The sequence below is a fragment of the Microbacterium sp. YJN-G genome (genome assembly GCF_015040615.1).
Lineage (GTDB): Bacteria > Actinomycetota > Actinomycetes > Actinomycetales > Microbacteriaceae > Microbacterium.
This window is the reverse complement of record NZ_CP060402.1, coordinates 705,029-719,848: the sequence shown is the minus strand read 5'-3', so window position 1 is coordinate 719,848 and position 14,820 is coordinate 705,029. Positions and strand designations below refer to the sequence as shown.

Genomic DNA, 14,820 nt, shown 5'->3' with positions numbered 1-14,820 from the left:
GAGGTGTCGCAACACGCGGCATCCTCCCCACCCGACGCCACCATTTGCGACACCCGAACGGACGTCAGGACGGCCCCACAATGCGAAACCGCCCCGGGGCACGCGGCTCCGAGGCGGTTCGCTGAGTCAGATCACTCGACGGTGACGGACTTCGCGAGGTTGCGGGGCTGGTCGACGTCCAGGCCCTTCGCTGTGGCGAGCGCCATGGCGAAGATCTGCAGCGGGACGACCGCGAGCACCGGCTCGAACAGGGCGCCGGCCAGCGGGATGCGGATGACCTCGTCGGCGTAGGGCAGCACGGCGGCGTCACCCTCCTCCGCGACGACGATCACGCGGGCACCGCGGGCCCGGATCTCCTGGATGTTCGAGACGACCTTCGAGTGGATCAGGGCCGAGTGGCGCGGCGACGGCACCATCACGAACACCGGCTGGCCCGGCTCGATCAGGGCGATCGGACCGTGCTTGAGCTCGCCGGCGGCGAAGCCCTCGGCGTGGATGTACGAGATCTCCTTGAGCTTGAGCGCGCCCTCGAGCGCGATCGGGTAGCCCACGTGGCGGCCGAGGAACAGCACCGAGCGGGTGTCGGCCATCCAGCCGGCCAGCTGCGAGACGTGCTCCTTCTCGCCCGCGAGCACCTGCGCGACCTTCTCGGGCAGCGCCTGCAGCTCGGCAACCTCGGCCGCGCCGTTCTGCAGCGAGCCGCGCACGCGGCCCATGTGCAGACCGAGCAGCAGCAGCGCGGTGATCTGAGCGGAGAACGCCTTGGTCGAGGCGACGGCGACCTCGGGGCCGGCGTGCGTGTAGACGACGGCATCCGACTCGCGCGGGATCGTCGCGCCCTGTGTGTTGCAGATCGACAGCGTCTTCGCGCCGCGCTCGCGCGCGTACTTGACGGCCATAAGGGTGTCCATCGTCTCGCCCGACTGGCTGATCGAGACGACGAGGGTCTCGGCGCCGATCACCGGGTCGCGGTACCGGAACTCGTGCGCGAGCTCGACGTCGACAGGCACGCGCGCCCACTGCTCGATGGCGTACTTGCCGACGAGCGCCGCGTACGAGGCGGTGCCGCACGCGGTGACGATCACGCGGTTGATGCCGGTGAACAGGTCGTCGAGTCCGTCGAGCTCGGGGATGACGACGTCATCACCCTGGATGCGGCCGCGGATGGTGTCCGCGACGGCCTCGGGCTGCTCGGCGACCTCCTTGGCCATGAACGACGGCCATCCGCCCTTCTCGGCGGCGGCGGCGTCCCACGACACGTCGAACGGCTGTGCCTCGACGACGTTGCCCTCGAAGTCGGTGACGGTGACCTCGGACGGCGTGATCGCGACCATCTGGTCCTGGCCGATCGCGAGCGCCTTGCGGGTGTGCTCGACGAAGGCGGCGACGTCGGAGCCGAGGAAGTTCTCGCCCTCGCCGAGGCCGATCACCAGCGGAGAGTTGCGGCGAGCGCCGACGACGAGACCGGGCTGGTCCTCGTGCATCGCGAGCAGGGTGAACGCCCCCTCGAGACGGTTCACGACGGCGCGGAACGCCTGCTGCAGGTCGCCGGTGCGACGGAATTCGCGACCGAGCAGGGCCGCGGCGACCTCGGTGTCGGTCTCGCTGAGAAAGGTGACGCCCTCGGCGATCAGCTCGTCGCGCAGCGGGGCGAAGTTCTCGATGATGCCGTTGTGGATGACGGCGAGCTTGTCGTCGTCGGCCAGGTGCGGGTGCGCGTTGACATCGGTCGGTCCACCGTGGGTCGCCCAGCGGGTGTGGCCGATTCCGGTGGTGCCGTCGCCGAGGGCGGCGTCGGCGAGCGAGTCGCGCAACACGGCCAGCTTGCCGGCCTTCTTGCGCATGCCCAGGTCGCCCTGTTCATCGATCACGGCGATGCCGGCCGAGTCGTAGCCGCGGTACTCGAGGCGGGCGAGCCCGGCGAGCAGGATGTCCTGGCTGGGCCGCGGGCCCACATATCCGACGATTCCACACATGGATTCAAGGATAAGCGGCGCAATTTGCAAGGGAGCCGAACGAACTCCAGGGCCTGGCTCCCCCGGTTCAGGTGTCGCAGGTGGTGGCGTCACGCCCACCGGATGCCGCGTGTTGCGCCACCTCGAGGAGGAAGAGCGGAAGACGAGCGACCCCTCCCCCCCCGCTCAGGTGTCGCAGATGGTGGCGTCACGCACACCGGATGCCGCGTGTTGCGCCACCTTGACGAGGAAGAGCGGAAGACTGGCGACCCCTCCCCCGGTTCAGGTGTCACAGATGGTGGCCTCACGCCCACCGGATGCCGCGTGTTGCGCCACCTCAAGGAAGAGAACGAGAAGAACGCCGACCCGACCCGCCCCGACCTCACACCTTGCGGAGCTGCACCGTCTCGACGGCGTGGTCGGCGCCCTTGCGCAGCACGAGCGTCGCGCGGTGCTTCGTCGGCAGCACGTTCTCGACGAGGTTCGGCATGTTGATCTCGCGCCAGTAGCCCAGCGCGGTCGTCACGGCCTCGTCGTCGGTGAGGTGCGCGAACACGTTGAAGTACGACGAGGGGTTGCTGAACGCGCCCTTGCGCAGCGCCAGGAACCGGTCGGTGTACCAGCGCTCGATGTGCTCGGTCTCGGCATCCACGTAGATCGAGAAGTCGAACAGGTCGCTCACGGCGACGTCGTTGGGGGCGGGCGGCGGCTGCAGCACGTTCAGCCCCTCGACGATGACGACGTCGGGCCGGCGCACGACGACGTGCGCGTCGGGGACGATGTCGTACCGCATGTGCGAATAGAACGGCGCCCGCACCTCGGCGGCACCGCTCTTGACCTCGGTGAGGAACGAGATCAGCGCGCGACGGTCGTACGACTCGGGGAAGCCCTTGCGGTCCATCAGCCCGCGCCTCTCGAGCTCGGCGTTCGGGTAGAGGAAGCCGTCGGTGGTGACCAGCTCCACGCGCGGGGTGCCGGGCCAGCGGCTCATCAGCTCGCGCAGCAGGCGCGCGATGGTCGACTTGCCGACGGCGACGGATCCCGCGATGCCGACCACGAACGGGGTGGTCGAGTCCTCTTCGTGCAGGAAGTCGCTGGTCGCCGCACCGAGCTTGCGGATCGAGCTGGCGTACAGGCTGAGCAGGCGGCTCAGCGGCATGTACACCTCGCGCACCTCGGTGAGGTTCAGCCGGTCGCCGATGCCCCGGATGCCGACGACCTCGGTCTCGCTCAGCGGCTGATCGAGGTCTGCGGCGAGGCGCGCCCATTCCGCACGTCCGATCTCGCGGTACGGCGAGAGAGTCAGCGAGGCGTCAGCGGTCACGGCATCCATCGTAATGGCGCGCCACGGCGCGAATGCGCCGGATGCCGCGGGCGGCGACACGCCCGTCGATAGACTGACGCCATGCTGACTGGGTTCACCGTGCCCCCGTCATCGGCGGCCCAGTATTTCGGCGACAGCCGGTGCCGGTCGATCTGGCAATGGCAGCTGGTGATCGCGTTCGCGGTGGTGACGATCAGCGTGGGTGTCGCCCTGCTTACCCCGGAGCGCTTCCTGGACCCGCTCTTCAGCATCGGCCTGGTGCTGATCATCCTCACCACCGTGATCTCGCTGGCGATTCCGTGGCATCGCATCGGCTCGGCGGGCGTGGTCACGCTGCCGGTGCTGAACGTGCTGTTCATCGGCGTGGTCGCTGCCGGAGGCGCGCCGGTGGCGACCGTGCTGTGGGTGTTCCCCGTCGTGTGGACCGGCACCTACTTCTCGATGGGCGTGCTGATCGGCGTGCTCTCGCTGATCGCCGTGATCGACATCGCCGGGCTGCTGGCGGGCGGGCTCACGCCCGAGACGACCATCTACGGTGTCACGCTCATGATCACCCTCGGCTTCGCAGGCCTGGTCTCGTCGGTGGGTTCGCGGCGCAACCGCTCCATCCGCGGGCTGCTGCGCGCCCAGTCGGATCGCCTCGTGCACGCCCTGCAGCGCGTGAACGACCAGAAGGCGCGCACCAGCCGGCTGATGAACTCGCTCGACATCGGCGTCGCCCGTGTGCTCAACGGCGGCCTGATCGACGAGCCGAACGACACGTTCCGCACGATCTACGCCCTCGGCGGCGCGGCGCAGCAGCACCCGGTGCGCCCGGTCGAGTACCGCGCCCGCCGCGGCGAGCCGATCCCGTCCGATCAGACCTCGATCGCCCGCGCCTCGCGCGGCGAGCAGTTCAGCGACGAGATCGTCTGGCTGTTCGGCCTGGACGGCGAATGGCGGGCGGTGAAGGTGTCGACGAAGATGATCGACCACGGTGTCGTCACCGGCGACGGCCTGCTGCTGGTCGTCGAGGATGTCACGCAGACCGCCGACCCCAGCGCGAGCGAGAACGCCAAGCGGCGCACGATCTCGCACGAGCTGCGCAATCCGCTCACCGCGATCCTCGGTCACATCGACCTGCTGCTCGAGCGGGAGGACCTGCCCGAGTCGGCACGGGACCAGCTCACGGTGGTCGAGCGAGCGGGAGGGCGGATGCAGCGGCTGATCGACGACGCCCTGCTCACGCCGGCGCAGCGCCGCGACGAAGCGGGGATCGACTTCGACCTCGCCGACCTCGCCCGGGCATCGCTCGAGGGCTTCGCCCCGGCCGCCGAGTCCGCCGGCATCGCTGTCGACGCCGACCTCGACGAGCGCCTGCCTGTGTCGGGCGACGCCTTCCGCATGCGTCAGGTCGTCGACAACGTGGTCGGCAACGGCATCAAGTACGCCCAGCGCGGCGGGCGCATCTCGGTGCGCGGGTTCCGGCCGGCCCCGGGCGAGGTCGCCCTGGTCATCGCCGACACCGGCATCGGCATCTCGGAGCAGGATCTGCCGCGCATCTTCGAGCGCGAGTTCCGCACCGAGCTCGCCCGCGAGCGCGGCATCCCCGGCACCGGGCTGGGGTTGAGCATCTCGCGCGAGATCGTCGTGGCCGCCGACGGCCGGTTCGAGGTGCGCAGCGAACTCGGACAGGGCACCGAGGTGACCGTCGTGCTCCCCGCAGGCCCCGAGACCACGCAAGACCACGACTCCACCCCGAACGCACAAGGGAAGACCGCATGATCACGTCGACTCTCGCGATGCCGCTGATCGCGCTCTCCACCCTCGCGACGATCATCTTCATCGGCCTGGGATTCCTGCCCCGCCCGTCCCGCGCGACCGCACTGTGGTCGGCCGCGTTTGCGGTGGCGATGGTCGGGTCGTACGTGTGGCTGGCCCAGGGGTTCACCCCCTTCCCGCAGCAGCTGCGCGCGCTCGGCTCGGCACTGACCATCGCGCCGATGCCACTGATCTGGTCGGGTCTGCGCGCCTACCGCGGGCTGCGCCGCCAGTACGTGGCGCTGTCGGTCGCAGTCGTCGTGATCCTGCCCGCATTCCTGCTCACGGCCGTTGCGCTGGGGATCTACCCGATCTCGTTCCGCATCGCGTTCGCGTCGCTCGCGGTGTTCGCCGTGCTGATCTTCCTCGACCTCATGAAGCTCGGGCCGCAGCTGCGTGACGAGGCTCTGCCGCTGATCGGCGTCTCGGCCGCCTATGTCGTCTTCTCGGCGATCACGATCATCAACGCCGCGTTCCAGGCGTCCGGTGAGATCCAGCCGGCCGACAGCCTGCAGTTCATCCGCACGCTGAACCTGATCGGCGTGAACGTCTACATCACTTGCGCGCTGATCACCCTGCTGCTGCTGACCACGCGCTCGGGGGTGAACCCCTCACCGCACCGCGACTTCGAGCGCATCGTGCGCAACCGCCTGAACCGCGCCCAGGCTGCGGAGGACCAGTGGTGGGCGCTGCTCGACATCCGGCTCGACGACCCGGATGAGATCCGCCTGGCCACGAGCGCCTCGGCCTTCAACGCCGTGTCAGAGAAATTTGCCCGCGACATCGACAGCGTCTTCCCCGCTGATGCCGATATCGAGCGGATGAACGCCTCACGCTTCCTCGTGCTCGTGCCGCGTCCGCAGGGCGGCGTGCGCGACCTGGTGACCGAGCTGCTCGAGCGGGTCTCGGCCCCGCTCGGGGCGCAGCCGATGCAGCTGCGCCTGTCGGCGAGCATCGGCTGGGCGCCGGTGTCGGTGGCGGGCTACGGCTTCGACGAACTCGTGAACTCGGCCGCCCAGGCCGCGCTGACGGCATCCGCCAAGGGCGGCGACCGGTGGGAGCGCATCCGCGGCTCCGGCGAGTGACGACCCGGATGCCGTCATCCGGCCCACCGTGCGCGAGCGGTTACGCGCGTGGATCGGCGTCATCGCGCCTGTAGCATGACGATGTTGTCGCATCCGCACCGCCCCGATGAAGGATCGCCTGTGATGTCCGAAGAGTCCGCTGCCCCCAAGACCGCGGTGATCGTCGAAGACGATCCCGACGTGCGCCACCTGCTGGCGGGCGTGCTCGAGTCGGCGGGGTTCTCGACGGTCTCGGTCGACAACGGGCTCGACGGGGTGCAGGCGGTACTCGACCACCAGCCGCTGATCACGACGCTCGATGTCACGATGCCCGGCATCGACGGCTTCGAGGCGGCCCGCCGCATCCGGGCCCAGAGCGACACGTACATCGTCATGCTCACCGCGCACGATGAGGAGGCCGACGTCGTGCTCGGACTCTCGGCGGGCGCCGACGAGTACCTGAACAAGCCGTTCCGTCCGCGCGAGCTGCGGGCGCGGATCGAGGCGCTGCTGCGCCGCCCGCGCATCGGCGCCGCGCCGGTCGGCCCGTCGCTGCTCGGCGCGATGGCCGAAGGCGCCGCGCGCGTGGTCGACGTGGTGCCGGCCGGGCACGGAACGGATGCCGTCGGCGCCGCCGCCGGCCACCCGGCGGACGGACCGTGGATCCGGCACCGCGACCTGCAGCTCAACCCCGACACCCGCATCGTGATCGTCGAGGGACGCGAGGTCGAACTGACCCGCACCGAGTTCGACCTGCTGTGCGCGCTGATGGAGACCAAGCGCCGGGTGCGCAGCAAGACCGATCTGGCCCTCGCGCTGCGCGGTGAGTCGTATGTCACGAGCTACTACGTCGGCGATGCCGACAAGCGGGCGATCGAGGCGCACATGACCAACCTGCGACGCAAGCTCGGCGACAACCCGGCGCAGCCGCGGTACATCGAGACGGTGCGCGGAGTGGGCTACCGCCTCACCTCCGAGGCATCCGCCTGATCGCGTCCGCCTGAGCGCGTCCGCCCGGGAACGGCATCCGCCCGGAACGGCATCGGCCCAGAACAGCATCCGCCCGGAACAACATCCGCCCGACGGCCGACCGACGGCATCCGGCCCGAACCGCACCGGCCCGGAACGGGCCGAGGCGCCCCGTCCCGCTCACCTGCCCTCCCCGTGGCCTGCGAGCGGGGCGAGACGCCTCTCTCCCCATCCCCTATTCAGTCAGCCGTCCCCTTGGCGGCTGTCGCCCCAGAGTCTGCCCGGGCCGCCCCTCGCGTCCCGGATTCCGCCGAGTTCATCCCCTCCCCGGCGACCCCAGTCCTCCCCAGTTTCAAGCCACTGTCATACGGCATACCCCCGATGCCGTCGAAGCAGCTTGAAGATCATGAAGGCGGTGCGCACCGCGGCGAGGATGCCGAGTGCCGGCCACCCCACGGCCAGCACCCCGGTGCGGACGACCGGCGGCAGCAGCAGCCAGAGGCCGACGAGCACGGCGATCAGGGCGGTCACCGCGACCCACGGCATCCAGTAGCGGCTGTCGCGGCGTCCGCCGGTCTCGGTGCGCTGCACCCAGCCGTCGGTGCGGTCGCGGGTCGAGAACCGCGACCACGACCGCAGGAAGTGCCCCAGCCGCACCCACAGGAAGAGCTCGGCGGGGAACACCAGCGCCGCGAACAGCACGTCGGCGGGCCGGCGGTCGCCGAGCGACAGCGCGATCCGCAGATTCAGCAGCACCGCGACCGCCACCGGGATCAGCCAGAGCGGTGAGAGGCGCAGCGCGCCGACCGACAGCGAGGCGACCGCCAGCGTCACGAATCCGATGCGCAGGGTGAGGTCGGCGAGCAGGCCGAGGTTCTCGGACCAGCGCTGCCGCAGATTCGGATGCCGCGGCTGCCCGGTGATGTCGCCGCGCTGCCCTGGCCACATCAGCTCGATGGCTCCGGACGCCGCGGCGACCTGCTGCGCGTCGTACTCGCGCAGCGTCGCCGGGGCGGGAACGCCGGCGCGGGCGAGCGCGCTGATCCGGGTGAAGTAGCCGGCGGTCTTCAGCTGCAGGGTGAGCCGCGCGTCTTCGAGGTCGCCGTCGCGCAGCCACGGCGTGCTCTGGTGCGTCGCCTCCATCACCGTGCGCAGCGCCGAGGTGGCGAACAGTGAGAACTCGCCGCCGAGCACCGGCGCGTCACGGCCGCGCAGCAGGCTGCCCAGGGTGCGGTCGGCGAGCTGCGCGCGCTGGCCGGTGTGCAGCATCCGCCGCAGCTGCCCGGTGCGCCGGGCCGGGGTGATCGTGTGGATCGCCGAGATGCCGCCGATGCGCGAGTCGGCGCGGGCCTCGGTGACGAGGTGCTCGAGGGCGTGCGGGTCGGCGACGGTGTCGCCGTCGACGCTGAGCAGGTAGTCGTAGCCCTCGACGAGGGCGAAGCCGTAGTTCAGGGCGCCTGCCCGCCCGTCGGGCGTGAGGCCGATGTCGTGCACGAAGACCTCGGTGAACTGCTCACCGAGGTCGGTGACGGTCTCGTGCGGGCCGGCGAAGGCGGATGCCGTGGGCACGGTGCGGTCGGACGATCCGGTGACGACCACGTGGATGACATCGGGCACCCGCGTCTGCGAGAGCAGCGCGCTGATCACCGCGGCGATGGTGGCTTCGTCGTTGCTCGCCGCGACGACGCAGCCGATCGTCAGGCAGGGGCCGGGGAAGCAGTCGAGCATGTCGGCGGCATCGAGGGGCCCGGCCTCGGCGGCGCGGTTCGATCCCGGGTACGGAGACGACATGACCAGTCCTTCTTGCGGGGCGTTCGGATCCGCCCCGGCACGCTCGATCCTGCGCCATGGACATCCGCGTAACCGCGAGGCCGCCGCGACGCAACCGCAAGATCTCCGCAAGATCCGTCCCCCGCTGGCCCCCTGAGGGTGCTGGATCCCTGACCCTGCCGCCTTGTTGGGTCCCTGAGTCTGTCGAAGGGCCCCGCCCCGCTGGGTCCCTGAGGCTCTCGAAGGGCCCCAGCCCCACTCAACTGCTCGGTCCCTGAGCCTGTCGAAGGGCCCAGACACCCGCCGCCTCATACGATGAACAGATGACGACCAGAGGGGAAGGTCACGTCGAGCGCGCTCGTCGTCCGCTTCGACGCCGTTTCCGGCTGTGGGTTCCCATCGGCATCCTCGTTCTGCTGCTGATCGCTGCCGGGGTCGCTGCGCTGCTGGGCAAGCACGTGTACGACCGGGCGATGGCGGCGAAGAGCTCGCTCGAGCAGGCGATGCCGCTCGCCTCCACAGCAGCCGACCAGGTACTCGCGGGCAACGGCGATGCGGCGAAGGCCACGGCGGCGCAGCTCGCCCGGCTCACGGCCGATGCCCGCGAGCAGACCGACGACGACGTGTGGAAGAGCCTGGAGTGGGTTCCCGTCGCCGGACCCAACCTGTACGCCGTGCGCACGGCGGCCGCGGTGACCGACGATCTCGTCCGCGACGCACTCGTCCCCGCGACCAGCCTGTCGCTGGATGCGCTCAAGCCCCGCGACGGCGCGATCGATCTGGCCGGCATCGCCGCCATGCAGGACGTCGTCGACCGTGCCACGAAGGCGCTGAACACCGCATCCGAGGATCTGGAGTCGATCGACCGCGACGAGCTGATCGACCAGGTCGACAGCGCGCTGGGTCAGCTCACCGGCGCGATCGACGAGCTGCAGCCGATGCTGGCTCCGGCATCCGAGATCCTCGGGGTGCTGCCCAAGGCGCTGGGCGCCGAGGCTCCCCGGCACTACCTGATGATGTTCCAGAACAACGCCGAGTCGCGGGGCACGGGTGGCAACCCGGCCGCGCTCGTGATGATCGATGTCGATCAGGGCCGGATCAGCATCGGGCAGCAGGCGTCGAGCACGGACTTCAAGAACGGCCGAGCGCAACCGGTCATCCCGCTGTCCGCCGAGACGGCGGCGCTGTATGGCACGAAGATCGGCCGGTACATCCAGGACACGACGCTGACGCCCGACTTCACCGAGACCGCCGCGATCGTGAAGGCGTTCTGGGCGGAATCGTTCGGCACGCCGGTGGATGCCGTGGTCTCGTTCGACCCGGTGGCGCTGAGCTACCTTCTTGCGGCGACCGGTCCGACACAGGTCCAGGTCGACGGACAGCCACTGCTGATCCGCGGCCAACCCGTCGTGATCAACGCCGAGAATGTGGTGCTGCTGCTGCTGAGCCAGGTGTACTCGCTGCTGCCCGATCCTGAGCGGCAGGATGCGTTCTTCGCCGCTGCCGCGGCGTCAGTGTTCGATGCGCTCACGTCCGGTGATGTGCAGCCGCGCGCGCTGCTGGACAGCCTGACCAAGGCGGTCGGCGAAGGGCGGCTGCTGTATGCGCCGTCGGACGAGGCCGAGGCGGCGCTGCTCGCCACGAGCCGGCTGTCGGGTCGGCTGCCGGTCGACAACACCGAGTCGACGATGCTCGGCGTGTACGTGAACGATGTCACCGAAGGCAAGCTCGACTACTACATGCAGCTCGACATCGCCGCGCAGTCGACACAGTGCTCCGCGCCCGAGTCACCGGTGTTCACCACAACAGCCACGCTGACGAACACCCTCGCGCCGGATCAGGCCGACGGGCTCGCCCACTACGTGTCTCCGGCGCGCTTCTTCCCGAAGGGCACCGTCGGCACGGATCTGGTGCTGTACGGTCCGGTCGGTGCGACATTCAGCGGTGTGACGGTCGACGGTGCACCGTCAGGCGCCAAGGGGATGCCGCATCTGGGCCGCCCGGCCGTGAAGGTGCCGATTCAGAACCGTCCCGGCAAGACCCACGTGGTCGTCGCGACGTTCACCGGAGCCGCGGGCGAGTACGGCCCGGTCGAGGTGCGCCACACACCTATGGTGCGCCCGACCTCCGTCACCCTCACCTGCGACTGACTGGTCCCTGACCCCTCCCTCTGGGTCCCTGAGCCCGTCGAAGGGCCGGAGCCGCTCGGGTCCTGAGCCGGGCCCACGCGCCCTCGAGGCTCCGCGCAGCGCGAAGCGATGGGTGGAGTGGGCGTGGGGATCGAAGGGCCCCAGCGTCCACAACCCGCTGGGTCCCTGAGCCTGTCGAGGGGCCGCCCCGCCCTACAACCTCACTCGCCCGCCGGGAACATCTCCCCGCACGACGCATCGATCGTCACAGGCGTCTGCGTCACGGTAGGCGTGTACCGCACCGACAATGGCGGCGTCGCGTCCTCAGGCACCGTCGATGTGAACGACACCGTGCGCGACTCCCCCATCGGCACGGTGATGAAGAGGCTCTTCGCCGCCCGGCCGTTGTAGACGCCTTCGCGATCCCAGCCGTTCTTGTCGCCCTTGGCCGGCTCGGTCGCGACGAACTGACCGCCTGGAAGCGCCATCGAGAGCACGTCGAAGACCATGGTGGTCCGCGGAACGCCAAGCTTGTTGCCACGCCAGTTCAGCGTGTATCCGTTGAGATCCGCACTCGGCACGGCGTTGTTCAAGGTGATGCTGGTGGTGACGGTGCGGTTCTCGGCCGAGCATGTGACCGCCATCGACGTGCTGAGGAAGTACTCGAGCTTGGAGTACGACGCGTCGTTGAGATAGATGCCCAACTGCGTGGAGTCCTCGTTGGTCGCGTCGACTGCGCCGTCCAGGCCGAGGTCGATCGACATGGCCTGCTCACTCTCGTTCGTGAACCAGAGATACAGTCGCTGCTCCTCGGCGCTCTTCTGCAGCTGCTCGAGCATGGCGACGGGGTCCCAGCCGCCACCCATCACGTGCTTGAAGACTGCGGACGATACCTTGGCGAAGTACTCGTCTGACGCGAGGCCATCGGTGCCAAAGCGCTCGTAGGTATCGAACAGGAGTAGCGACACGGCGTTCTCCGCAGTGACTGCTTCGCGCTCGCCCTCGATCTGCACGGGGCCCGCGACGCTCAGCATGTACGACAGCACCACGGGATCGAGCGAGATGACGCCATCGAGGTGGCCATCCGTCCTATCTGTCCAAAGCCCAGTGAACATGCTTGCCGCATCGGGAAAATGCGGTAGACGCGTGAAGTTCTGCGAGTAGCGTCCAGTGTCGGGTTCGAAGAGGTTTTGCTTCTCTTCAGCTTCGATCTCCTGCGGAGAGTAGCCCTTCTGACCCGCCATGTAGTAGCGCAGCACCTCACGGTCTTCGCGCATCTCCACCTTGCCGTCGGTGATCGTCATGATCGCACCCGCTCCGGGGTTGCCGCCCGTCGCTCGGCTCTCCGCGTTGTTCTGGAACAGCAACGCGTATGTGCGTTCACCTCCATCACCGAGGATCGAGAGGATATCGGGCAGGTACTTCTCGACGGTCGTCAAGAGCGGCGTGGTCTGGTCGATAATGTCAATCAGCTGCCCGATGTTCTCGTCTACGAAGGGCAGGATGGCATCGCGGTCGATGGTGTCGACATGTGCCTTCGCCTCGCCGAAGGCCGCCTTGATAGGAGGGAGCTTCGGCTGGATGTCACGGAATGGCTGCAGGTTGATGCCACCACCTTCGACACGTAGCTTCTCGACGTCAAGCGTCGCCAACAGTTCCAGGGCGATCGGCATTGCGTCGCGGACAAGTACGTGTGTGGCCTTGGTCGTCTCACTGACAGCGGCGACGTTCTGACCGACGAAAGGAACAGCTGCGGCGATCTGCCATAGTGGACCGTCGACGATCTCATCGGCATTCTGGGTGAGTTCGAGCACATCGGATGCAGTCGCCGCGACGGCATCCGTCTGGCCGGCCTTGACGAGGGGCACGACCTCGGTGATTCTGGCCTTCGCGTCTTGAAGGTCGTCTCGAACCTGCATCGCCTGCAGAAGGAACACCAGCCCGACGCCAGCGAGCAGAATCAGGACTACAAGGATGGAGAGCACGATCCAGGGCCACCGCCGGCGTCGGCGCTTACGAGTTGAAGTAGCGTCGTTCACTCCGTCTCCGTCCCCCGTGTCGGACTCAGCGTCCTCAGCGGCCGACAGCGATCGCTCAGTATGCATCTGCTCGTAGGCCTGCTGGAGCAGCAGCATCGGGTCGTCGATCCGCGGCGAACTATCGGTTACCGTTGCGTGCGGCGCCACAGCGCGGGCCGAGACGAACTCGACGAGATCAACGGGGGCCGTTTGGGCAGCATCGGACGGTGCGTCTGCAGGGCGCAGTGCATCCTCGGCGGTGAGGCGTGCGAGACGGGCCTCGCGCCGAGTGCGCGGGGGTGTCGGGTTGCTGATGGTTGCTCCTTGGGTCGCCGTGATCCTACCGAGCCGTTCCTGTGGAACGACCGATCAGTGGGCGCTGGCGCCCGGAGCGACCACTGCCTTGAAAGTGCGGAAGAGAATGACGATGTCCTGCATGAACGACCAGTTCTCCACGTAGTACAGGTCGAGACGGATCGTGTCTTCCCACGAGAGCGACGATCGTCCGCTGACCTGCCACAGACCGCTCATGCCGGGCTTCACCAACAATCGTCGGTGCGCGGCATCATCATAGAGAGCGACCTCGGCGTCGCGCTGCGGACGCGGCCCCACGAGGCTCATCTGGCCGCGCAACACGTTGAACAGCTGCGGTAGCTCGTCGAGGGAGTACTTGCGGATGAACCTTCCTACCGGGGTGATACGCGGATCGTTCTCCACCTTGAAGAGCGGCTGGTCTGCACGACCCTGTTCTTCGAGCAGCGCAGCCAACTGCGCGTCCGCGTCAGTCACCATCGAGCGGAACTTGAGCATGTCAAAGTGCGTGCGGTTGCGCCCCACCCGCTCCTGCTTGTAGAACACGGGTCCCGGGCTGGATGCCTTCACGGCGATTGCGGTGATGATGAGCACCGGCGAGAGCAGCAGGATGAGCAGCGACGACCCGACGATGTCGAAGGTGCGCTTGAGGAATCGCCGAGCGCCATCGAGTCGAGGGAAGTCGACGTGCACGAGCGGCAACCCAGCCATAGGACGCGAATGGATGCGTGGTCCAGCAACGTCCGTAAGCGACGGCGCAACGATCCAGTCCACGTCCTGGTTGGCCATGTTCCAGCCGATACGCCGCATGACCTTGGGTGAGATCTCATCGGCGCCCGAAAGCACGACAGTATCGATACTGAGTTGTTCGACGACGCGCTCCAGATCACGAAACTTGCCGAGCACCGGCACGCCTTCCACCATCATCCCGTCGCTGTGCTCAGTAAGCAGACCCAAGATCTTCACACCGGTGTCTTCCGTGCGGTGCAGGGTCTTGATGATGTGCGCCGACTTGCGGAGCTCGCCGATCACGACCGCCCGATGCACGAACCGCTCGACGCGTTGCTGGCGACGCAGCCACTGCCGCCACATCCACCGGACGACCATAAGGAGAATGAGACCCACGGGAAAGGCCACGAGGAAGATGGTTCTGGCCAGGTCGATCCGAAGGAAGAAAGCGGCAGCCAACGTCACAGCGAACGCCGACAGCGTGCCACGGAAGACGCGGTCGTACTCCGTAATTCCGTGCCCGACGACGTGCTCGTCCCGGCTGTCTGCAGCATCGAGCACAAGCATCCAAATCACCCAGATGATCACGAGTGCGACCCAGTAGGGCACTGCGGGCCCGGCCGGCCATGCGACGACATCGAGTTCTGCGCCCGCGGCACGCGAGATCCAGAAGTACAGCCCCAGTACGACTGCGATCACTACGCCGTCCGTCGCGCGTACCCTGACCGCGTATCGTCGAGGCCAACGTCG

The 14,820-nt window shown here is 68.3% G+C and carries 9 protein-coding genes; 4 read left to right on the top strand and 5 right to left on the bottom strand.

Annotation, left to right across the window (positions count from 1 at the left end):
* Positions 1 to 131: 131 nt before the first annotated feature.
* Together glmS and coaA are read right to left on the bottom strand one after the other, a co-directional pair.
* The gene (glmS, locus tag H7694_RS03340) at positions 132 to 1,976 is read right to left on the bottom strand and encodes a glutamine--fructose-6-phosphate transaminase (isomerizing) (RefSeq protein ID WP_193598135.1); all 1,845 of its coding nucleotides are present in this window, start codon (positions 1,974 to 1,976) and stop codon (positions 132 to 134) included.
* Between the two features lie 361 nt (positions 1,977 to 2,337).
* Positions 2,338 to 3,288, bottom strand: coding sequence for a type I pantothenate kinase (coaA, locus tag H7694_RS03335; protein ID WP_193599047.1), 951 nt, complete (start codon positions 3,286 to 3,288; stop codon positions 2,338 to 2,340).
* A gap of 72 nt (positions 3,289 to 3,360) precedes the next feature.
* On the opposite strand from coaA, the gene H7694_RS03330 reads away from it, so the two are divergent.
* The 3 genes from H7694_RS03330 (at position 3,361) to H7694_RS03320 (ending at position 7,133) form a co-directional block, all read left to right on the top strand.
* The gene (locus H7694_RS03330; RefSeq protein WP_193598134.1) at positions 3,361 to 5,043 is read left to right on the top strand and encodes an MFS domain-containing histidine kinase; all 1,683 of its coding nucleotides are present in this window, start codon (positions 3,361 to 3,363) and stop codon (positions 5,041 to 5,043) included.
* Positions 5,040 to 6,164: a hypothetical protein gene (locus tag H7694_RS03325; RefSeq protein WP_193598133.1), complete on the top strand. Its 1,125-nt coding sequence runs from the start codon at positions 5,040 to 5,042 to the stop codon at positions 6,162 to 6,164. Before H7694_RS03330 ends, H7694_RS03325 begins: the two co-directional genes overlap by 4 nt.
* 123 nt (positions 6,165 to 6,287) lie before the next feature.
* Positions 6,288 to 7,133 carry a response regulator transcription factor gene (locus tag H7694_RS03320; protein ID WP_193598132.1) on the top strand — a complete coding sequence of 282 codons (846 nt, stop codon included), beginning with the start codon at positions 6,288 to 6,290 and terminating at the stop codon, positions 7,131 to 7,133.
* Between the two features lie 342 nt (positions 7,134 to 7,475).
* Here the strand turns inward: H7694_RS03320 and H7694_RS03315 are convergent, their stop codons facing one another.
* Positions 7,476 to 8,903 (bottom strand): glycosyltransferase family 2 protein, encoded by a 1,428-nt coding sequence (locus H7694_RS03315; RefSeq protein ID WP_193598131.1) that lies wholly within the window; start codon positions 8,901 to 8,903, stop codon positions 7,476 to 7,478.
* 302 nt (positions 8,904 to 9,205) lie between these two features.
* On the opposite strand from H7694_RS03315, the gene H7694_RS03310 reads away from it, so the two are divergent.
* Positions 9,206 to 11,032: a DUF4012 domain-containing protein gene (locus H7694_RS03310; RefSeq protein WP_193598130.1), complete on the top strand. Its 1,827-nt coding sequence runs from the start codon at positions 9,206 to 9,208 to the stop codon at positions 11,030 to 11,032.
* 200 nt (positions 11,033 to 11,232) lie between these two features.
* On the opposite strand, the gene H7694_RS03305 is transcribed toward H7694_RS03310, so the two are convergent.
* Both H7694_RS03305 and H7694_RS03300 read right to left on the bottom strand, forming a co-directional pair.
* Positions 11,233 to 13,146, bottom strand: a complete 1,914-nt coding sequence (locus tag H7694_RS03305; protein WP_193598129.1) for a DUF4012 domain-containing protein — start codon at positions 13,144 to 13,146, stop codon at positions 11,233 to 11,235.
* A 252-nt stretch (positions 13,147 to 13,398) separates the two neighbouring features.
* Complete coding sequence (locus H7694_RS03300) at positions 13,399 to 14,769, bottom strand: sugar transferase (RefSeq protein ID WP_227468262.1); 1,371 nt, start codon at positions 14,767 to 14,769, stop codon at positions 13,399 to 13,401.
* Positions 14,770 to 14,820: the final 51 nt, after the last annotated feature.

Bases quoted from the DNA above. Each gene is read 5' to 3' on its own strand.
- H7694_RS03305 (WP_193598129.1), bottom strand. From the start codon at position 13,146: ATGCTGCTGCTCCAGCAGGCCTACGAGCAGATGCATACTGAGCGATCG.
- H7694_RS03325 (WP_193598133.1), top strand. From the start codon at position 5,040: ATGATCACGTCGACTCTCGCGATGCCGCTGATCGCGCTCTCCACCCTC.
- coaA (WP_193599047.1), bottom strand. From the start codon at position 3,288: ATGGATGCCGTGACCGCTGACGCCTCGCTGACTCTCTCGCCGTACCGC.
- glmS (WP_193598135.1), bottom strand. From the start codon at position 1,976: ATGTGTGGAATCGTCGGATATGTGGGCCCGCGGCCCAGCCAGGACATC.
- H7694_RS03330 (WP_193598134.1), top strand. From the start codon at position 3,361: ATGCTGACTGGGTTCACCGTGCCCCCGTCATCGGCGGCCCAGTATTTC.
- H7694_RS03315 (WP_193598131.1), bottom strand. From the start codon at position 8,903: ATGTCGTCTCCGTACCCGGGATCGAACCGCGCCGCCGAGGCCGGGCCC.
- H7694_RS03310 (WP_193598130.1), top strand. From the start codon at position 9,206: ATGACGACCAGAGGGGAAGGTCACGTCGAGCGCGCTCGTCGTCCGCTT.
- H7694_RS03320 (WP_193598132.1), top strand. From the start codon at position 6,288: ATGTCCGAAGAGTCCGCTGCCCCCAAGACCGCGGTGATCGTCGAAGAC.